Origin of the sequence: Hymenobacter sp. (assembly GCF_031398885.1) — a bacterium.
In the GTDB taxonomy this organism is placed as follows: Bacteria; Bacteroidota; Bacteroidia; order Cytophagales; family Hymenobacteraceae; genus Hymenobacter.
On record NZ_JANNOD010000091.1, the window covers coordinates 31,526 to 51,810 of the forward strand.

Sequence of the window (20,285 nt, forward strand, 5' to 3'; positions counted from 1 at the left end):
TTTGGTAGGTAATTCTTCATTCTTCATTCTTCATTCCCAATTCTTCATTCGAAACAACGTACTGCATGCGGTAGAGCTGGGCGTAGTAGCCGTCTTCGATGCGCAGCAGCTCGTCGTGGGTGCCGGTTTCCTTGATTTCGCCTTTATCCAGCACGATGATTTTGTCGGCTTTCTGGATAGTGCTCAGGCGGTGGGCAATGACGAGCGAGGTGCGGCCCTGCATCAGCTTTTCGATGGCGGCCTGAATCAGCTCCTCGGTTTCGGAATCGACGGAGGAGGTGGCCTCATCCAGCACGATGACGCGGGGCTGGTAGACCATGGCCCGCACGAAGCTGATGAGCTGGCGCTGGCCCACCGAGAGCGTGGCGCCGCGCTCCATCACGGGGTAGGCCAGGGCGCCGGGCAGGCGCTCGATGAAGCGGCGGGCGCCCACAAGGTCGGCCGCTTCCCAGATTTGCTGGTCGGTGATGGTTTTGTTGCCCAGCGTGATGTTGTCGCGGATGCTGCCGGCGAACAGGAACACGTCCTGCAGCACCACCCCAATCTGGCGGCGCAGCAGGCTCAGGTCGTACTCGCGCAGGTCGCGCCCGTCGACGCAGATGCTGCCCTCCTGGATGTCGTAGAAGCGGCTGAGCAGGTTGATGATGCTGGTCTTGCCCGCGCCGGTGGCCCCCACGAAGGCAATGGTCTGCCCAGGCTGTACCTTAAAGCTGATGTCCTTGAGCACCCACTCGGGCTCGTTGTAGGCAAACTTGACGTGCTTGAATTCCACCTCGCCGCGCAGCTCAGCCGGGGCGTAGGTGCCCGTGGTGGCCACCAGGTCCTGGTTGTCGAGCAGCTTGAGCAGGCGCTCGGTGCTCACCAATCCCAGCTGCAGGGTGTTGAACCGGTCGGCAATCTGGCGGATGGGGCGAAAGAACAGGGCGTTGTACATGATGAAGGCGATGAGCGCGCCTTTGGAGATGTTGCCCTCAATCTGGCCCTGGGCCGCGTACCACACCAGCAGGCCCACGCCGACGGCGCCCAGCACCTCGGCCACCGGGAAGTAGATGCTGTAGTAAAGCACCGAGCGAATGTGGGCGTCGGTGTGCTCGCGGTTTATTTTTTCAAACTTGCGAAATTCCCGCTCCTCGTTGTTAAAAATCTGGACCACGTTCATGCCCGTGAGGTGTTCCTGCACGAAGGAGTTGAGCTTGGCCACGGCGTTGCGCACGTCCTGAAACGACTTCTTGATTTTCTCCTTGAACACGTAGGTGGAGAAGAGCAGCGGCGGAATCACGGACAAGCTCACCAGCGTCAGCCGCCAGTCGATGTAGAACATAAAGGCCATGATGAAGAGCAGCTGCAGGATGTCGCCCGCCATCGCGGCCAGGCCCTCGCTGAACACGTCGGACAGCGTTTCCACGTCGGAGATGTTGCGGGTGGTGAGCACGCCGATGGGCGTGCGGTCGAAGAAGCTGAGCTTGAGGTTGAGCAGGTGCTGGTAGAGGTCGGTGCGGATGTCGCGCACGATGTACTGGCCCAGCCAGCCGCCGTAGTACGTCTGCAGGTAGCTCACGCCGGCGTGGGCCACCAGCAGCACCAGCAGCAGCAGAAACATAAAGTTCAACCCCTTCATGTCGCCCTGCTCGATGCTGACGTCCACCATGCGCTGAATGAGAAACGGCCGGAGCGTGCCCAGCACGGCCGTGGCCACGGTGAGCACAATCAGGCCGATGAAGACGCGCTGGTAGGGGCGCACGTAGCCCAGCAGGCGGCGCAGCACGGCCCAGTCGAACACCTGGCCGGCGGTGGGGGAGGAAGGTTGGGGCTGCATAGCGGGAACAAAGGTCGGGGGTAAACCGCGTCGGGCCCCAAAAGGTGAGCCGGAAGCGCGTCATCGGCTGCGTTAAAATGGTGAAGCCGCCCGCACGGCGGGGCGGTTGGTTGCCGCAGGTCGGGAAGCCCGTGGTGCCGACGCGCGGCCGGCTCGCACACGCCCCAGAACGGCGGTTCAGGCCCTCCCCGTTCCGGCGTCTCGCCGGGCAAACCGGGCTATTTGGGCTTCACGTAAAACGGAATATTCGCGGTCGCCACGTTGTCGTGCCCGTCGTAGGCGTACACAAACAGGCGGTAGGCGCCTTCCCGGGTGGGAGCTTGGAGCGTGGTTTGGGCCCGGGCCGCGGCCGGCAGCAGGCCGGGGATGGCGGCGGGGCGGCTTTCGCGGTCGCCGCCGGATTTCAGGTCGGTGCTTTCCGGCAGCAGCTCCCAGCGGTAGGTGAGCGGGTCCCGGTCGGGGTCCGTGACGGTGACGGCCGCGGGGTAGCGCTGCCCGGGGTGCAGGTAAACCGTGGCCGTGGCCGGCTGGCCAGCCAGCAGAAAAGCGGCCAGGTGGGGGGCGCGGTTTTGGGGCCACTGGCCGCTCCACAGGTACTGCATCACGTCCACCACTTCCGACTCTTTGCCGTCCTCCGTGAAGATGCCGTACCAGGTGGGCGTGCGCTCCTGCTTCTGGCCCCAGAGAAAGACGTAAGTGCCCAGGCACTGGGTTTTGTCCCGGGCCACCGAGGCTTCGTAGCGGCTTTGGTACACGGCGGCTTTCTGGCTGCTGGTTTCCTCCACCGATGCTTTCCAGGGCGTGACGGGGCTTTCCCAGTGGCCGGTGGGGCCCCACTCGGCCACCACGTAGGGACCGGTCCAGCCGGTGGCCCGCACCTGCTGCGGAATGGCCGCCAGCCCGGCGTAGGTGTTGATGCTGAGGATGTCCACGGCCGGGCACCGGGCCTTGATGTAGTCGACTTCCTTCTGGTTGAGGCCCGCCAGCACGGTGCTGGTGGGGTGGTTGGGGTCGACTTCGTGAATCATCCGGGCAATCTGCTGCACGGCGTCCCAGACGTTGGGGTTGGCGTATTCCAGGTTCAGCTCGTTGCCGATGCCCCAGAACAGCACGGCCGGGTCGTCCTTGTACTTGAGCACTTCGGCGCGCAACTGCCAGAGCTGCGCGGCCACGGCCTGGGGGTTGTTGTAGTCGAAGCCGTGGCGCTCGCGGGCCACGTCCAGGCCCAGCATCACGGTGAGGCCGTGGCGGTTGGCCTCGGCCAGCACTTTGGGCGCGTCGCCGGTGCCCCACGTGCGGACGGAATTGCCGCCGTAGGCCTTGATGCGCTCTGGAAACTGCCCGCCCCCCGCGCCGTTGATGAAGTACGGCTGCCCCGCGCGCAACAACTCATAGCGGCCGTTGGCTTGCCGAACTTCGACCTTGACGGGGCCGGTTTGGGCGCCAACGACGGCGGGAAGAACGAGCAAGAAGAACAGGAAATACTTCATAAGGAGATTATGGATGGTGGCGCCGGTAGCAACCGGGGGAGGCGCTTACCCCCGGCGCGGTTGCGCTGGCCGTCAGACAACTTTCAGGCAACGGCCGGCTCCGGGATATACTGCGCTATACTGCGCCCGGCGCCGGCCAGTTGCTCAGCCCCCGTCACGACCATTACGCCCCCCTTCCACGTCCGGGCCTTTCAGCTCCTCGAGCACCACGCCCGGCCCGTATTCCACCCGGCTCAGGAAGAGCCCGCGGGCCGGGGCCGCGCCGCCGGCATCCACCCGCCGCTGGGCCCGCAGCAGCGCCTGGAACTGCTGGGGCGTCATTTTGCCGCGGCCCACGTCGAGCAGGGTGCCCACCACCAGCCGCACCATGCCCCGCACGAAGCGGTTGGCCCGGATGCGGAACACCAGCCCGCCCGGCGCCGGGTGCCAGCGCGCCTCGTAGCAGTAGCACACGTAATGGTCGACGCCGCCCTTCACTTTCGAGAAGGAGGTAAAGTCGAATTGCCCCACCAGGCAGGAAGCCGCCTCGTTCATGGCCGCCACGTCGGGCGGGCGGTCCAGGTGCAGGGCGTGGTCGCGCCGGAACGGGTCGGGGGTCGGCGTCAGCACGAAGTACTCGTAGGTGCGCTCCTCGGCCGAAAAGCGGGCGTGGGCGTCGGCAGCTACCGGGTGCAGGCGCAGGGCGGCCACGTCGGGCGGCAGGGCCCGGCGCAGGCGGTAAAGCAGCAGGTCCAGCGTCAGGCCCGCGGGCAGGTCGGCGTCGAAATGCGCCACCTGGTGGCTGGCGTGCACGCCGGTGTCGGTGCGCCCGCTGCCCAGGCTGTGCACGGGCTGGCGCAGCACCTGGCTCAGGCAGCGGTCCACTTCGGCCTGCACGGTGAGCGTGTGGGGCTGCACCTGCCAGCCGTGGTAGCGCGTGCCGTCGTAGGCGAAGTGGAGGAAGTAGCGCATTGGTCAATGAGGAATGAAGAGTGAGGAATGAGGAATTACGCAGGAGGCAATTCCTCATTCCTCACTCTTCATTCCTCATTAAGCGCAGCGTCAGAGTTTCTCGTAAATCACGGCCGCGCCCTGGCCCACGCCGATGCACATGGTGGCTAGGCCGTAGCGCATGCCCTCGCCGCGGCGCTGCATCTCGTGCAGCAGCGTGGCCGTGATGCGGGCACCGGAGCTGCCCAGCGGATGGCCCATGGCAATGGAGCCCCCGTTCACGTTCACCTTGGCCGGGTCCAGCCCAAGCTCGCGGATGCAGGCGATGCTTTGGGCCGCGAAGGCCTCGTTGAGCTCCACCAGGTCGATGTCGGCCAGGGTGAGGCCGGCGCGCTGCAGTACTTTTTTGGTGGCCGGAATCGGCCCGAGGCCCATCACCGACGGGTCGACGCCGGCCACGGCCGAGGCCACCACCCGCGCCAGCGGCTTCAGCTTGTAGCGGGCCAGGGCGTCCTCGTTCACCAGGAGCACGGCGGCGGCGCCGTCGTTGATGCCGGCGGAGTTGCCGGCCGTCACGGTGCCGCCCTCGGGCTGAAAGGCGGGCTTAAGCGTGGCCAGCTTCTCCAAGGATGAAAACCGGGGCTGCTCGTCGGCGTCGAACAGGGCCGTGTCGCCCTTGGGCTGCGGGATGAACACGGGCACGATTTCCTTGCGGAAGCGGCCTTTTTCCAAGGCCCGGGCATACTTGCGCTGGCTTTCGAACGCAAACGCGTCCTGCTCTTCGCGGGTGATGCCGTACTGCTTGGCCACGTTCTCGGCGGTTTGGCCCATTGAGAAGGGGTAGTGCAGCTTGCTCAGGCGCGGGTTCACGAAGCGCCAGCCCAAGGTGGTGTCGTGGGCCGTGAGCTCGCGCCCAAACGCCGATTCCGATTTGGCCATCACGAACGGGGCGCGGGTCATGCTCTCGGCGCCGCCGGCCAGGTACACGTCGCCCTCGCCGGCCTTGATGGCCCGGGCGGCATCCATGATGCTTTGCAGGCCCGAGGCGCAGAGGCGGTTGACGGTGTTGCCGGGCACCGTTATCGGCAGGCCGGCCAGCAGGGCGGCCATGCGGGCCACGTTGCGGTTGTCTTCCCCGGCCTGGTTGGCCGCGCCGATGATGACGTCTTCCACAGCGCTTTTATCGACCGAAGGGTTGCGGCGCAGAAGCTCGCGGAGCACGTGGGCGGCCAAGTCATCGGGCCGGACGCTGCTGAGCGCGCCGGCAAATTTTCCAATCGGGGTACGCACCGCGTCCACGATGTAAGCAGTTGGCATTCGGGGTATCAATAGCGGCGCAAGCGCCGGATGGGACTAAATTTGTGGCCCCGGCACCGGCCCGGACCTCTTTCTAACGCTACAACAAAGATGATACAAAGAATCCAAAGCGTGTTTTTGCTGCTGCTGGCCCTGGCCATGGGCAGCGTGTTGGCTTTGCCGCTGTGGCACAAAATCGACGGCCTTACCCAGCAGGAGCTCACGCTCACCGCCTTCGGATTTCAAGCCACCGGCCTGCCGGTGCCCGGCACGGTGGGCCCCGTGTGGCTGATTGGCGCGCTGGCCGGTGCCGCCGCCGCGGTCGCCGCCTTCGAGATTTTTCAGTTCCGCAGCCGCGGCAAGCAACTCCTGCTGGGCTCGGTCAATCTGTTGCTCATCACCGCCACCCTGGGCGCCGCGTTCTACTTTTCCAACCAGGGCGAGCTGCTGCTCAACCTCAAGCTGGAAGGCCAGTTTCTGCCCGGTTTCTACCTGCCCACCCTGGCCCTGCTGCTCAACCTGCTGGCCAACCGGTTCATCCGCCGCGACGAGCAGCTGGTGCGCAGCATGGACCGCCTGCGCTAGTCCGGGACTTCGCCCGGACCAGGCCCCACCGGATAAGGACAAGGCGCAAAAAAGCCTCTGCAACGTTGCAGCGGCTTTTTTGCGCCTTACCGGCAGTCCTTGTTGGTTACCGCTGCGAGTCGGGCGCCACGGCTTGCTGCACTTCCCGGGCGCTGGCATCAAAATCAAAGGCCTCGTACACGCGGTAAAAGTTCTGCGGGTCGGCCACGTGCGAGTGGGCAAACTTGGCTAACTCCACCCGCGACGCTTCGAAATTGAGGCTCCGCAGCAGGCGTTTCAGGTCGTCGGCTTGGAGGCTGCTTTGGGCCAGGGCTTCCTTGGCCGTGCTCAGCTTGCTGGCCTCGAAGGGACGCTGCTGCACGGCTTGCACCAGCGCATCCACGTCCTGGGGCGACAGGGTACGGTAGCTGCTCGCGGCCGAGCCCGGGTAGTAGCCGCCGCCGGTGGGCGCGTTGCCGTAGCCGGTGGGGCCAGCGGGGCGGGGGTCGTCGCCGCCACGGCCGTCGTCGTAGGAGGAATCATCGCTGCCCTCGCTCCGGTCGTAGGGCGTGGGGCTGTTGTAGCGGCCCCCACCGTAGCCGTCACCGCTGCGGTAGCCGTAGCCGTTACCGCGGCCACGACTGGGGCCGTAGAGCGCCACGGCGTTTACTTGCCGCAATGCCAGGGCCCGGCCCGGCCGGGCTATCAGGACGAAGGTGGTTTCCAGGCCCGGCTCCAGCCACACGCGGCTGCGAAAGCGGACGGCCCCGCCATAGGCCGTGGGCACGCTGAAATCAGCCCAGTGCAGGCCCGGCACCAGCCGGTCGACGTGCACTTGCCGGGCCAAGCCCCGGGTGAGGAGGCGCCCGTCGAGCACGAGGCCAAACGGCACGCCGCGCTCCGACGCAAAGTTGACGTTGGCGGGCACGGGCGGATGCGCCAGCGCCGGGGCCACGGCCGCGAACAAACCGGCCAGAGCGAAGAGTAGGACCTTTTTCATGGCGCTAGAGAAAGTGAGCGACGCCGCGAGCCGGCATCGGTACCGGCGTAATTCCAAAAGGTGTGCCACGTCCGGGCACTGCGGGCGCCACCGCGCAGTTCACGCGCGCCGCGCTACTCCCCGGGCTTGCGGAACAAACGCAAAAAAGCCCCCGCAACCGAAGCTGCGGGGGCTTTTCTTGAGGAAGATACCATTCTACTTGGCCACCCGCGTCACCTTAAACTCGGTGCGGCGGTTGCGCTGGTACTCTTCTTCCGACGTGGGCTTGGCCACCACGGGGCGGGTTTCGCCGTAGCCCTTGGCCGTGATGCGGGCTTTGCTCACCCCTTTGCTCACGATGTAATCGACGGCGGCCTGGGCGCGCTGCTGCGAAAGCCTCAGGTTGTAGGGGTCCTTGCCGCGCTGGTCGGTGTGCGAGCTTAGCTCAATGGAAATCTTGGGGTTGTCCACCAGCGTTTGCACCAAGGTGTCGAGGCGAATGGCGGCATCCGGGCGGATGTTGTACTTATTGTAATCGTAGAGAATGTCCTTGACTTCGATGGCCCGGGCCAGGATGATTTTGTTCAGCGTCAGGCTCACGGGCAGCCGAATTTCGTTGGTCAGGTCGGGCAGCTGGTCCTGGGGGGGCTTGCGGCCCACGGTGCTCAGCGTGGTGCGGGCGGCGAAGTCGCCGGGCCGCTCGGCCGAGATGGTGTAGTTCGTCACCGAGTCGAGCTTGGCCGTGAACTTGCCGTCGGGGCCGCTGGTGGCCGTCAGGCGCTGGCCACTCGACGCCACAATGGTGACCTGGGCGCCGGCTATCGGCAGGGTGGTTTTGGCTTTGTCGTCGCGCTCCAGCACGGTACCGTCGACCAAGAAGGTCACCAGCTTCAGCGGCTTTTTCTTGAACATGTACAGGTCGTCGGAACCCTTGCCGCCGGCCCGGTTCGAGCTGAACAAGCCCATGTCGGCGCCCATGGGCACGGGGGCGAAGTCGTCGGCGATGGTGTTCACGTCGGCCCCCAGGTTCAAGGCTTGCCCGCCCTTCACCATGAACAGGTCCAGCTTGCCCACCCCGGGCCGGCCGTCGCTGGCAAAGTAGAGGGTGCCGTCGGCGGCCACGCCGGGGAAGTTGTCGTTGCCCGCCGTGTTGATGGTTTCGCCCAGGTTTTCGGCCGGCGAGAAGCGGCCGTTGGGGCCCATCGTGGCCCGGTACAGGTCGTTGCCGCCCTGCCCGCCCTTGCGGCTCGATGCGAAGTACAGCGTGGTGCCGTCGGGCGCGAAGGCCGGCGAGAAGTCGTCGGCCGTGCGGTCGTTGATGTTGGCCAGCACCGGCTCGCTCCACTCCCCGGCCCGGTTGTAGGAAATCCAGAGGTCCACGCTCAGGTAGCCTTTTTTGCTGCCGTCGTTCGAGCGGGCAAACACCAGCGTTTTGCCGTCGGGCGTGTAGGTCGCGCTGGCCTCGTGCTTGTTTTCGGAGTTGAAAGGGCCCTCCAGCTTGCGGGCCGTGCCGCCGCTCATCGTGGCCGCATTATCAAATTTGATGGCGTAGAGGTCGTTAAAGTTCTCGCCGTTGCCGAGAAACTTCTTGCCGTCGCGGCCCGAGGCAAACACCAGCTCGCCGGTGCTGGCCATCAGGGTGCCGCCGAAGTCCGAAGCCGCCGAGTTCAGGGCGTCCACGGGCGTCACGTCGTACTTGTTCTTGATGGCGGCCACGGCCTTGCTGGCGGCGGTGTTTTTGGCTTCGGTTTCGGCGCGGGCAGCCAGGGCGCGGTTGCTGCCGCCGCTGGCGTAGGTCGTGAACTGGGCCGCGGCCTCGTCGTATTTGCCGTTGGCGCGCAGGGCCTCGGCGTAGCGGAAGCCGGCGTCGGCGTTTTTCACACCGCCGTTCAGCGCAGCTTTGTAGAACGGCTCGCTTTGCTCCACCCGGTTGGAAAGGCGGTAGGCCTCGCCGATGCGAAAATTGGCGATGGCCGCGGTCTTGCCCTTGGCCACTTCGGCCTGGTAAAGCGGAATGGCCAGCTCGTACTGCCCCCGGTCGAACAGCTTGTCGCCCTTGCTCGCGCCGCCCGTTGCGGCGCAGCCGCTCAGCAAGGCAGCAGCGCCGGCCGCGGCGCAGATGAACAGTAGTTTCCTCATGGGTGGGGTGGAGCAGGTAGGCATTGAAGCGAGTCCCCGAACGGGCATTTTCTGGTTAGCAATAATACTACGTCCGGGCAGGATTTACGCGGGCTGCGGGGTTTTTGCTCCCTGCCCAAAGTAGCGGGCCAGCCAGGTTTGGCCCGCCGGCCGGGGCCATTGAGTATCCAGCTCGCCCTTGGTGGCTAACGTGTTGTCAAAATAAAAAGTGTCGGGGCCCACCGTGCCGGCTGCCACCGCGGCCTTCAACTCGCTCTGCCGGAGCAGTTGGACCGTGCCGCCCCGCAGAAAAGCGAGCCGGGACTTCTCCAGCAGCTCCGCCCCCAACTGCTGCTCCAGCTGCCCAATAAACCGCACCGAGGCATCAATCGAGCAGCCACTGGCGCCCGCAATGCCTTCGTCGAGTCCGATAATCAGAAACTGCTGGTGCAGGAACTGCGCCGAGGCGCGCAGGCTGCGGCCGTGACTGGTCCATTCCTCGGCAAAGCGGGCCAGGCCGGGCAGCGCGGCCAGTATTTCGGCGCTGGTGAGCGGGCGGCTGGCCTGGTATATCCACACCCGGGCCTCGGGCGGGAGCTGGTCGAAAGCGACGTACATAAATCACGGATTTTTCGGATTGTTCGCGGATTTCACGGATTTTGTGAACGGCACAATCTAAAGAGGGGCGACCAAAGCGACTCTAAGGAACTAGGCAAAGGCGTGAGCCAGGCTTTTTGTGAATCGTTGGTAACAACTCAAAATTCCCCCAACAATTGCCTCAGGCAAAAAAACGTCTACAAAATCCGTGAAATCCGCGAACAATCCGAAAAATCCGTGATTTAGGCGTTAATGCCCTCGGCCGAGGCCACCAGCTCGGCCAGGTCGAACACCTGCACGCGGCTTTCCTGCTCCTTATTCTTCACGCCGTCGCTCATCATCGTCATGCAAAACGGGCACGATACGGCGATGATGCTGCCCTGCAGGTCGTGCGGGGCGGGGGCAGTGGTTTCGGTTTCCACGCCGCCCAGGTTGGCCAGCGCCGCTGCCTGGCCACTTAGGGTGGCCAGGGCTTCCTCGGCGCGCTCGATGTTGATTTCCTTCTTGCCCGGCTCGGCTTCCTTCCACATCTGGGCGCCGCCGGCGCCGCAGCACAGGCCGTTGGCGCGGCTGCGCTTCATCTCCACCAGATCGGCGTCGAGGGCAGCCAGCACGTCGCGCGGGGCTTCGTAGATGTTGTTGGCGCGGCCCAGGTAGCAGGAGTCGTGGAAGGTGATGCGGCGACCCTTGAAGCTTTCGCCGCCGCTCACGCCCACCTTGCCCTCGTTGATGAGTTGCTGCAAATACGTGCTGTGATGAATCACCTCGTAATCGCCGCCCAGCGCCGGGTACTCGTTCTTAATGGTGTTGAAACAGTGCGGGCAGGCGGTCACGATTTTCTTGATGCCGTAGCCATTCAGCGTCGTGATGTTGGTCATGGCCTGCATCTGAAACAGGAACTCGTTGCCGGCGCGCTTGGCCGGGTCGCCGGTGCAGCTTTCTTCCAGGCCCAGCACGGCGTAGTTGGTGCCCACGTGCTCCAGAATGCGCACGAAGGCGCGGGTCACGCGCTTGTACCGGTCGTCGAACGCCCCGGCGCAGCCCACCCAGAACAGGATTTCGGGCGACTCGTTGCGGGCCGCCAGGTCGGCCATGACGGGCACGTTGATTTGGCGCTTGCTCACTTCAGGATTCATAACAGAAGATGCTTGAGAAGGAACGTCATGCTGAGCTTGCCGAAGCATCTCGCGCGCAGCAGCAATCAATGACGTAACAACAAATTAGGATTAGTGAAGGCACGCGAGATGCTGTGCTGCGCTCTGCATGACGTTCTGGACGGTCTGTTGGTTTGCAGCTATGCCAGCACTACGGCCGGCTGCTTCTCGGCGGCATACAAATCCTCGGCCCAGTTAAACCGGTCCGAAGGCGAAAAGGCCCACGGCGCGCCGTTGTTCTCGATGTTGGAGAACATGACGTTCAGGGAATTTGGTGCCGCCGACTCTTCCAGCACCAGGAAGCGGCGCATTTCGATGATGCTTTCCAGCGGGTTGATGTTTACCGGGCAGCTCTCCACGCAGGCGTTGCAGGTGGTGCAGGCCCAGAGTTCTTCGGGCGTTACCTTGCCGCGCAGCAGCGTGGCATTGGCCAGGTCGGTGACGGGCTCGTGCTTGGCTTCGGCGCCGTACACATTGGGCTGGAAAATCAGGGGCGAGTAGTACTTCTCCTCCACCCGGTCGCGGGTGTCCATGATGATTTTGCGCGGCGAGAGCAGCTTGCCCGTCAGGTTGGCCGGGCACACCGAAGTGCAGCGGCCGCACTCGGTGCAGGAGTAGGCGGCCAGCAGGTTGGTCCAGGGCAGGTCCTCCACGTCCTTCACGCCAAAAGCGGTGGGGGCCAGGGCCGAGCCGTCGGGGCCGGTGGGGGCGGGGGGCACCACGTAGCTCGGGTCCATCATGGCCTTCACTTCGTGGGTGATGCTTTCCACGTTCGAAAACTGCCCCTGCGGCACCAGGCGCGAGTACCACACCCCCGGAAACGCCATGATGATGTGGAAGTGCTTCGAGCTGGGCAGGTAATTCAGGAACAGAAAGATGCCCGTGATGTGGGCCCACCAGCCGATGCGCTCCAGCACTTCTAGGGTGCCCACGTCGGTGGGCAGCAGGCCCGTGAGCAGGTTGCTGATGGGGAAAGCGCCGGGCAGGTCCAGGCTCTCCATCTGGTGCAGCTTGAGGTCGGCGGTGTTCATGAAAAACAGGGCCACCATCAGCACCACCTCGACGTAAAGGATGATGTTGGCGTCGAGCCGGGGCCACAGGCGCAACTCGGGGCCGCTGAAGCGATTAAGCGGCGGGTTGCGGTTGCGGCGCCACCAGAACGCGGCCACGGCCACGATGACCAGCGCGGCCAGGATTTCGTTGGTAGCCATCAGCACGTCGTACACCGGCCCGAGAAACTGGAGGAAGCGGTGCGTGCCAAACAGGCCGTCCACCACGATTTCCAGCACCTCGACGTTAATCACCAGAAAGCCCACGTACACGATGAGGTGCAGCAGGGCCGGGGTGAGGCGCTTGAACATCTTCTGCTGCCCGAAGGCCACGAGCAGGGTTTTGCGGAACCGTTCGGCGGCGTGGCCGCTCATGTCCCGGTCGCGCCCGACGAGAATGTTGGCGCGGATTTTCCGGACTTGCCACGCGAAAAAGCCAAAGGCCGCCACGAGCAGCAGCGCGAAAAGGAGGGGTTGCAACATGCGGGTAAAGGTAAGGAAGCGAAAAGATTTGCGGAGGCTAATATACTCGGCATGCCGAATACTTTACCGGGCCTTTGCGAACCGGGGATGCTTTTTTTACACTACATCTTGCGGCGTTGTTTTGGTTTCGTACCTTTGCGGTCCCCTAAGCCGCCAGTTGCCTTGGGTAAACGGCAACATAGCTCAGTTGGTAGAGCACAGCACTGAAAATGCTGGTGTCGTTGGTTCGATTCCAACTGTTGCCACGAAAAAAGCCTTTAGCGCACTGCTAGGGGCTTTTTTCGTTTACGAGCACAAAGTATATTGAGTTATCACCGGGCCGCCAGGGATGTATTGCTCTTGAATAACAACGCGGGATGAGTAACGATTACATAACTTTAACAACTATCTTACGCACAGTTTTGGCCTGACAATCATTCTTCAGCGCGTGAGCACTCCCGCCGCATCTTATGAGGAGCAACGATACAGCGAGGACCTCTCGCTGTGGCAAGCTTTTAGAGCCGGGCAGCAGGAGGCGCTGGGCACGTTGTTCGACCGGTATGCCCAGCAGCTGTTCGCTTACGGCCACCACCTTGCGGGCGACGACGAAGCGGTGAAAGACGCCATTCAAACGGTGTTTGTGCAACTGTGGGCCTGGCGGGAAAACCTGGCTGCGGAAGTGGCGGTCAAGTTTTACCTCTACCGCAGCCTGCGCCGGGAGCTGCTCAAAGCCAGCACGGTTCACCGGCTGCGACCGGAGTGGCCGCCCCGCCCCGCTGAGCACGAGCCGTCCATTGAGCAGCAGCTGATGGCCACCGAAGATGAGCAGCGCCGCACCCTGAAGCTGACGGCCTCGCTCGGTACCCTGTCGGGCCGCGAAAAGGAAATTGTCAATTTGAAGTATTTCAACAACTTCAAAATCCGGGAAATTGCCGACCTGCTCCAGGTGAGCGAGCAAACGGTGTCCAACCTGCTGTACCGGGCCCTGCAGAAGCTGCGCAACTCGTTCACGCTGGGGGTGATGTTGTGGCTGTTGCTGCCGTAAGGCTTGCGACGCGAGGGTGGTTGCGGGCGCGTCTTTACAGCTTTGGGTGGCTGCTTAAATACGCGCAGGATGCGGCGTCGGACCCGAGGAATAAAAAAAATTTGGGGCGGGCGTGGTAGAAAAAACGGGCCGCTTGCTCTTGAGTAGTAACCAGCCCCCGCCGCGGCATTTTGGCCCGGCGCGGTGGCTGCCGCTCAGATGTCCGGCTACGACTACCTACAATATTCCGCCGAAGAGCTGGCCCAGGACGAGCTGTTCGTTCGCTGGGTGCTTCGGCCCGACGCGGAAGCCGAAGCCTTTTGGCAGAACTGGCTGACGACGTACCCGTTCCGGCGCGACGAAGTGGAGCTGGCCCGCCACATCCTGCTCGCGCTGCCCCAGTGGCCCCAGGTGCGGCTGGCAACGGGGGAAAAGATAGACCTGAAGCAGCGCATTTTCGCGGAAATAGCGGCCCGGGAACGCCCACTGCCCACCCTGATTCCGCCCCGGCGGACGGCCTGGTACTGGGCCGCCGCGGCCGTGTTGCTGATTTCCTTGCTGGGCGGCTGGCAGCTGTGGTCGGGGCGCCGCGCCGCCGCGCCGACCGATGCCTACGCGGCCATGGTGCAGCAGGCCCGGCGGGCGGGTGCGCTGCGGGAGGAGCAGAACGCCGGTGCCACCACGCGCCTGGTGAACCTGCCCGACGGCAGCTCCGTGCTGCTGCGGCCGCACAGCCGACTGGCGTTTCCGGCCCGCTTTGCGGGGGCCACCCGCACCGTGTACCTGCGGGGGGACGCCTTCTTTGAAGTGGCGAAGAATGCGCAGCAGCCCTTTTTCGTGAACACGGCGCACCTCGTGACCAAGGTGCTGGGCACCAGCTTCGAGGTGCGGGCCCGGCCCGAAGCGGCCGGGGTGGTGGTGCAGGTGAAAACCGGCCGGGTGTCGGTGTACCCGCGGGTGGGCCCCGAGGCCCGCGCCCAGGCGCGGACCCGCAAGCTGGAAGGCTTCGTGCTCGTGCCCAATCAGCAGGCCACCTACCGCGTCGCCGACCGCAAGCTGCTGCGGGCCCTGGTGCCGCAGCCGGCGCTGCAGCCCCACGCGCCCCGGGCGGCCTCCTTCGAATACGCCGAAACGCCCATTCGCCAGGTGTTTGCTCAGCTGGAGCGGGCCTACGGCGTCCACATCGTGTACGACGAGGCCACGCTGGGCAGCTGCCCCATCACGGCCTCGCTCAGCGACGAGCCCCTGTTTGAAAAACTGAACCTGATTTGCAAAGCCGTGCGGGCCAACTACGAAGTGCTGGATGCGCAAGTCGTGGTGACCGGCCAGGGCTGCCAATAGCCATTCCTTTCTCCTTGCCCATGGCCTGATTTGCTGCTGCTTACGACGCTTAAAAAAAGCCGGCGGAGTTCGCACCTCCACCGGCCTCTTGCCCACCGAATTACCCTGACGGATGGCGGTGTCGGTTTCTTCTCAACAAAATTCCCACGAAAACATGGCTAAAAACTTACCCCATTGGGTTAAGCTGGGCAGGTTGGTCCGTTGCGTAAGCCTGGTCTGGGCGCTGCTGCTGGTCGTGCCCGGGGCCCAGGCGGGCCACGGGCAGCCCCAGGCAATCCTGAACCGGTCCATTAGCCTCAACCTCACTAACGAGGAACTGAAAACGGCGCTGCAACGCATTGGCCAGCAGGCCGACGTCAAGTTCGTGTACAGCTCCAAGGTCATCGACACCAGGCAGCGGGTGACCTTACAGGTGCAGAAGCAGCGGCTCGACGCCGTGCTCACCCAACTGCTCACCCCGCTGGGCCTGGCCTTCGAGGTGCTGCAAGGGCAGGTGGTCATCAGCCGGGGGCCGGCCACGGGGCTGGCCGCGCCCGCGCCGCCCGAAGCCCCGGGCCGTCCCGTCCCGCCCGCCGACGGCACCGTGAGCGGCCGGGTGCTGGACGAAAAAGGCGCCGGCCTGCCCGGCGTGACCGTGCTGGTGGAGGGCACCACGCTCGGCAGCGCCACCAACGCCGACGGCACTTTCGTCATTGCCAACGTGCCCGAGGGTCCGCGCACGCTCGTTATTTCCTTCGTGGGCTACAGTACGCTGCGCCGGCCCTTCACCAGCACGCCGGGTCAGAACAGCGTCGTCGACGCCACGCTGATGGTCAGCGCCACCGAGTTGAGCGAAGCCGTGGTGGTGGGCTACGGCACGGCGCGCCGCCAGGACGTGACCGGCGCCGTGGCCACGGTGAGCGCCCGCGACTTCGTGCAGGGCCAGGTGACTTCGCCCGAGCGGCTCATTCAGGGCAAGGTGGCCGGGGTGCAGGTGACGGCCGGGGGCGGCGCGCCCGGCGAGGTGGGCGTGATTCGCATCCGCGGGGGCTCGTCGCTGAACGCCAGCAACGACCCGCTCATCGTCATCGACGGGGTGCCGGTGGACAACCAGGGCATTGACGGGGCCGGCAGCCCGCTGGCGCTGGTCAACCCGAACGACATCGAGACCTTTACCATTCTCAAAGACGCCTCGGCCACGGCCATCTACGGCTCGCGGGCCTCGAACGGGGTTATCCTCATCACCACCAAGAAAGGGGTGGTCGGCGACCAATTGCGGGTGAACTTTAACACGCAGGTGGCGCGCTCGCAGAACTACGGCCGGATTGACGTGCTGACCGGCGACGCCTACCGCACGCTCATCGACCGGGGCATTGCCGAGAACAAGCTGGATGCCATCGCCCGCGACTACGTGGGCACCGCCAACACCGACTGGCAAAAGGAAATCTACCAAACCGCCTGGACCACCGACAACAGCGTGAGCCTGACCGGCAGCGTCAAAAAAGTGCCTTTCCGCGTCTCACTGGGCTACCTCGACCAGGACGGCACCCTGCGCACCGGCAACCTCAAGCGCAACACGGCCGCGCTGAGCCTCACCCCGCGCCTGCTGAACGACAACCTGCGCATCGACCTCAACGCCAAGGGCGCCTGGGCCGACTACCGCTTTGCCGACCAGGACGCTATTGGCGGGGCCGCGCGGTTTGCCCCCAGCCAACCCGTGTACAGCGGCAACGACTTATTCAACGGCTACTTTGAGTGGCTGGCACCCAGCACTGCCGCGCCGCTGCCCTACGACCTGGCGCCCCGCAACCCGGTGGCCCTGCTCAACGACAAGCGCGACCGGAGCACGGTGCTGCGCGGCATCGGCAACGTGCAGTTCGACTACCGGCTGCCTTTCCTACCCGACCTGCACGCCAACCTGAACCTGGGCTACGACATTTCGCGCAGCAACGGGACCGTGTTTGTGCCCGCGGCGGCGGCCGTGGCCTACCCGGTGCGGGGCCTCAACAACCAGTACCGGCAGGAAAAGGACAACAAGCTGCTGGAGTTTTACTTCAACTACACCAGGCAGCTCAGCGAGCGCCACCGGCTGGAGGTGCTGGGCGGCTACTCGTACCAGGACTTTCTGCGCTACCGCCCGTTCTATTTCAGCCTGGCGGCCGACGGCACCAAGTTCAACCCCCGGGCGCTGGCGGGCAACCCGTTCAAAACCCAGAACACGCTGCTTTCTTTTTATAGCCGCGTGAACTACGCCTTCAACGACCGGTACCTGCTCACGGCCACGCTGCGCAACGACGGCTCGTCGCACTTTTCCGAGGGCAACAAGTGGGGGCTGTTTCCGGCCGCCTCGGTGGCCTGGCGGGTGGGGCAGGAGAACTTTCTGAAGGGCTCCCCGACGGTGTCGGACCTGAAGCTGCGGCTGGGCTACGGCGTCACGGGGCAGCAGGACATCTTCAGCGCGGCGGACACCGACTACCCCTACCTGGCCCGGTATGCCGCCGGCGACGGCGCGGTGCGGCAGATACTCGGCCAGGACACCGTCCTCACCCTGCGCCCGGCCGCCTACGACGCCAACCTGAAGTGGGAGGAAACCACCACCTACAACGTCGGCCTGGACTACGGCTTCTTCGACAACCGCCTCACCGGCTCCGTCGACGTGTACCTGCGCCGGACCAAGGACTTGCTGGCCGTGATTCCGCTGCCGGCCGGCACCAACCTGTCCGACCGGGTGCTCACCAACATCGGCACTTTGGAGAACCGCGGCGTGGAGTTCGCCATTAATTACAACGCCGTTCGCGGCGAGCGCCTGAACTGGAGCGTCAACTTCAACGCCACCCTGAACCGCAACAAAATCACCAAGCTGCTGCAGGTGGAGGACCCCGGGTACTTGGGGGCCGAGGTGGGGGACATCTCCAACGGCCGGATTCAGATTAACTCGGTGGGCTACGCGGCCAATTCCTTCTACGTGAAGAAGCAGCGCTACGAAAACGGGCAGCCGACGGAAGGCCAGTACGAGGACCTGAACGGCAACGGCCAATCCGACAACGATGACCTGGACCGCTACCGCTACCAGTCGCCGGCGCCGAAGGCCATCCTGGGCTTCAGCTCCAACCTGAGCTACGCCAAGGCCAGCCTGGCCTTCACGGTGCGCTCCAACGTGGGCAACTACGTGTATAATAACGTTGATTCGGACCGCGGGGCCTATAACGCCATTTACCCGGCCCTGCCCTACGTGCAGGGCACCGTGGCGAGCATCTACGCCACCGGCTTCAAGGACCCGCAGTACAAGTCCGACTACTACGTGCAGGACGCGAGCTTCGTGCGCTTCGAGAACGTGACGCTGGGCTACGATTTCGGGCCCCTGGTGCGCGAAGGCTCCACGCTGCGCCTCACGCTGGCCGCCCAGAACGTGCTGCTGCTCACCCGCTACACCGGCCTGAACCCGGAAGTGGTCAACGGCATCGACAACAACTTTTACCCCCTGCCCCGCACCGTCACGCTGGGCCTCAACCTGGGCTTTTGATTAATAATGCAGAACGTCATGCGGAACGCAGCGCAGCGGAGAGAAGCATCTCGCTTGCAGTCACTAATTCAATCGTCAAACAGCAGAATTACTACCGCACGCGAGATGCTTCTCTCCGCTGCGCTGCGTTCCGCATGACGTTCTGGTTTTCTCCCGATTCCCGCCCTATTTCACTAACCCACCCTTCCTACTTGCCATGCAAACGCCTTCCTTCCTCCGCATTGGTACCCTGGCCGCGCTGCTGCTGGGCCCCACGGCCTGCGTGAAAGACCTGGACCGGGAACCCTTCTACGAAGTGAACACCGACACCGTGTACCGCGACCCGGCCAACTACCTGCGGGTGCTGGCCAAGCTCTACGCGGGCTTCAACCTGGCCGGCCAGACCAGCACGGGCTCGGCCGACGTGTCGGACTTCGGCGACGAGGGCGAGGCCTCTTACTTGCGCGCCTACTGGAAGCTCCAGCAGCTGCCCACCGACGAAACCGTGGTGGCCTGGAACAACGTGCCCATCCAGGACCTGAACAAGATAAGCTGGAACGCCGGCAACAACTACGTGCTGTTCGCCTACAACCGCATTTTTTACGAGGTCAGCCTCTGCAACGAGTTCATCCGCGAAACCACCGACGACAAGCTCAGCCGCCGCGGCATTACCGGGCCGGCCGCCGCCAACGCCCGCCGGTACCGGGCCGAAGCGCGGTTTCTGCGGGCGCTGGCTTACTTCCACGCCCTCGACCTGTTCGGCACGGTACCCTTCGTGACGGAGGCCGACGCGCCGGGCAAGTTTCTGCCCCGGCAGATTGCGCGGGCCGATTTGTTCGCCTACCTCGAAACCGAGCTGACGGCCCTGGAGGCCGACCTGGGGGCCCCGCGCCAGCCCGGCTACGGCCACGCCGACCAGGGCGCCGCCTGGACCCTGCTGGCCACCCTCTACCTCAACGCGGAGGTGTACACGGGCACGCCCCGCTACACCGACTGTCTCACGTACTGCAACAAGGTGCTGGCCGCCGGCTACACCCTCGCCCCGGAGTACCGCCTCCTGTTTCTGGCCGACAACGACCGGGTGGCGGCCACCGAAATCATCTTCCCCATCACCAGCGACGGGCTGGCCCAGCAGAGCTACGGCGGCACCACTTACCTCGTGCACGCCGCCGTGGGCGGCCGGATGCTGAGCACCGGCTTTGGCGTGAACAGCGGCTGGGCCGGCAACCGCAGCCGCCGAAACCTGCCCCAGCTATTCCCGGCCGTGAACGGCAGCGTTGACCGGCGGGCCATGTTTTTCACCGTGGGCCAGACGCTGGACATCCCGGCCCCTAGCGCCAACAACCCCGCGCCCCTCATCGCCTTCACCAGCGGCTACGCCGTGACGAAGTACAAGAACAAGACCGCCGCCGGGGCCAACGGCTCCGACGCCGTCTTCGTGGACACCGACTTCCCGATGTTCCGCCTCGCCGATGTGTACCTGATGTACGCCGAGGCCGTGCTGCGCGGCGGCACCGGCGGCACGCCCGGCCAGGCCCTGACCTACGTGAACGCCCTGCGCGACCGCGCCTACGGCAACCCCGCCGGCGGCACGGCGGGCCACGTCGTGGCCGCCGACCTGGCCGCGCCCGATTTCATCCTCGACGAGCGCGCCCGGGAGCTGTACTGGGAAGGCCACCGCCGCACCGACCTCATCCGCTTCGGCAAGTTCACGGCGGGCAGCTACCTGTGGCCCTACAAAGGCGGGGCGCCGGCGGGGCAGGGCGTCGCCGCCACCTTCAACCTCTACCCAATTCCTTCCGCCGACATTGTGGCCAACCCCACGCTGGTACAGAACCCGGGCTACTAAAACCTATCCAAATAAGCTGCATAAGCTGCATGACAGCTTATTCGGATAGGTTCTAAGGCCGAAACGCGGGGCTAGCCCGCTGTGGACGCCGCCCTCAGAACCCCACGCAACGCGAGGCGGGGCACGTCCCGCAAC

At 64.7% G+C, this 20,285-nt stretch carries 14 protein-coding genes and 1 tRNA gene; 6 read left to right on the forward strand and 9 right to left on the reverse strand.

What is annotated here, in order from left to right:
- Nucleotides 1–16: 16 nt before the first annotated feature.
- The 4 genes from RMO51_RS17220 to RMO51_RS17235 all read right to left on the reverse strand — a co-directional run bounded on the left by RMO51_RS17220 (nucleotide 17) and on the right by RMO51_RS17235 (nucleotide 5,553).
- Nucleotides 17–1,816, reverse strand: coding sequence for an ABC transporter ATP-binding protein (locus RMO51_RS17220; RefSeq protein ID WP_310396702.1), 1,800 nt, complete (start codon nucleotides 1,814–1,816; stop codon nucleotides 17–19).
- Between the two features lie 218 nt (nucleotides 1,817–2,034).
- Nucleotides 2,035–3,306, reverse strand: a complete 1,272-nt coding sequence (locus RMO51_RS17225; protein WP_310396704.1) for a glycoside hydrolase family 2 TIM barrel-domain containing protein — start codon at nucleotides 3,304–3,306, stop codon at nucleotides 2,035–2,037.
- 144 nt (nucleotides 3,307–3,450) lie between these two features.
- Entirely contained in the window at nucleotides 3,451–4,257 is an 807-nt protein-coding gene (truA, locus tag RMO51_RS17230; RefSeq protein WP_310396707.1) for a tRNA pseudouridine(38-40) synthase TruA, read from the reverse strand.
- Between the two features lie 90 nt (nucleotides 4,258–4,347).
- Nucleotides 4,348–5,553, reverse strand: coding sequence for an acetyl-CoA C-acyltransferase (locus RMO51_RS17235; RefSeq protein WP_310396708.1), 1,206 nt, complete (start codon nucleotides 5,551–5,553; stop codon nucleotides 4,348–4,350).
- 90 nt (nucleotides 5,554–5,643) lie between these two features.
- On the opposite strand from RMO51_RS17235, the gene RMO51_RS17240 reads away from it, so the two are divergent.
- Nucleotides 5,644–6,117, forward strand: a complete 474-nt coding sequence (locus tag RMO51_RS17240; RefSeq protein WP_310396709.1) for a DUF4293 domain-containing protein — start codon at nucleotides 5,644–5,646, stop codon at nucleotides 6,115–6,117.
- Between the two features lie 106 nt (nucleotides 6,118–6,223).
- On the opposite strand, the gene RMO51_RS17245 is transcribed toward RMO51_RS17240, so the two are convergent.
- The 5 genes from RMO51_RS17245 to RMO51_RS17265 all read right to left on the reverse strand — a co-directional run bounded on the left by RMO51_RS17245 (nucleotide 6,224) and on the right by RMO51_RS17265 (nucleotide 12,476).
- Entirely contained in the window at nucleotides 6,224–7,096 is an 873-nt protein-coding gene (locus RMO51_RS17245; RefSeq protein ID WP_310396710.1) for a DUF4476 domain-containing protein, read from the reverse strand.
- A gap of 195 nt (nucleotides 7,097–7,291) precedes the next feature.
- Nucleotides 7,292–9,214, reverse strand: coding sequence for an OmpA family protein (locus RMO51_RS17250; RefSeq protein ID WP_310396712.1), 1,923 nt, complete (start codon nucleotides 9,212–9,214; stop codon nucleotides 7,292–7,294).
- An 84-nt stretch (nucleotides 9,215–9,298) separates the two neighbouring features.
- Entirely contained in the window at nucleotides 9,299–9,811 is a 513-nt protein-coding gene (locus RMO51_RS17255) for a hypothetical protein (protein WP_310396713.1), read from the reverse strand.
- A 221-nt stretch (nucleotides 9,812–10,032) separates the two neighbouring features.
- The gene (locus tag RMO51_RS17260; protein ID WP_310396785.1) at nucleotides 10,033–10,884 is read right to left on the reverse strand and encodes a (Fe-S)-binding protein; all 852 of its coding nucleotides are present in this window, start codon (nucleotides 10,882–10,884) and stop codon (nucleotides 10,033–10,035) included.
- Nucleotides 10,885–11,084: 200 nt separating this feature from the next.
- Nucleotides 11,085–12,476, reverse strand: a complete 1,392-nt coding sequence (locus RMO51_RS17265) for a 4Fe-4S dicluster domain-containing protein (protein WP_310396715.1) — start codon at nucleotides 12,474–12,476, stop codon at nucleotides 11,085–11,087.
- A gap of 172 nt (nucleotides 12,477–12,648) precedes the next feature.
- On the opposite strand from RMO51_RS17265, the gene RMO51_RS17270 reads away from it, so the two are divergent.
- The 5 genes from RMO51_RS17270 to RMO51_RS17290 all read left to right on the forward strand — a co-directional run bounded on the left by RMO51_RS17270 (nucleotide 12,649) and on the right by RMO51_RS17290 (nucleotide 20,150).
- Nucleotides 12,649–12,721, forward strand: a tRNA-Phe gene (locus RMO51_RS17270).
- Between the two features lie 182 nt (nucleotides 12,722–12,903).
- Nucleotides 12,904–13,500 (forward strand): sigma-70 family RNA polymerase sigma factor, encoded by a 597-nt coding sequence (locus tag RMO51_RS17275; protein WP_310396716.1) that lies wholly within the window; start codon nucleotides 12,904–12,906, stop codon nucleotides 13,498–13,500.
- Between the two features lie 198 nt (nucleotides 13,501–13,698).
- Complete coding sequence (locus RMO51_RS17280) at nucleotides 13,699–14,820, forward strand: FecR domain-containing protein (RefSeq protein WP_310396718.1); 1,122 nt, start codon at nucleotides 13,699–13,701, stop codon at nucleotides 14,818–14,820.
- Nucleotides 14,821–15,013: 193 nt separating this feature from the next.
- A complete protein-coding gene (locus RMO51_RS17285; protein WP_310396719.1) occupies nucleotides 15,014–18,322 on the forward strand; it encodes a SusC/RagA family TonB-linked outer membrane protein in 3,309 nt (1,102 codons plus the stop codon).
- 196 nt (nucleotides 18,323–18,518) lie between these two features.
- Nucleotides 18,519–20,150: a RagB/SusD family nutrient uptake outer membrane protein gene (locus RMO51_RS17290; protein WP_310396721.1), complete on the forward strand. Its 1,632-nt coding sequence runs from the start codon at nucleotides 18,519–18,521 to the stop codon at nucleotides 20,148–20,150.
- Nucleotides 20,151–20,285 lie beyond the last annotated feature (135 nt).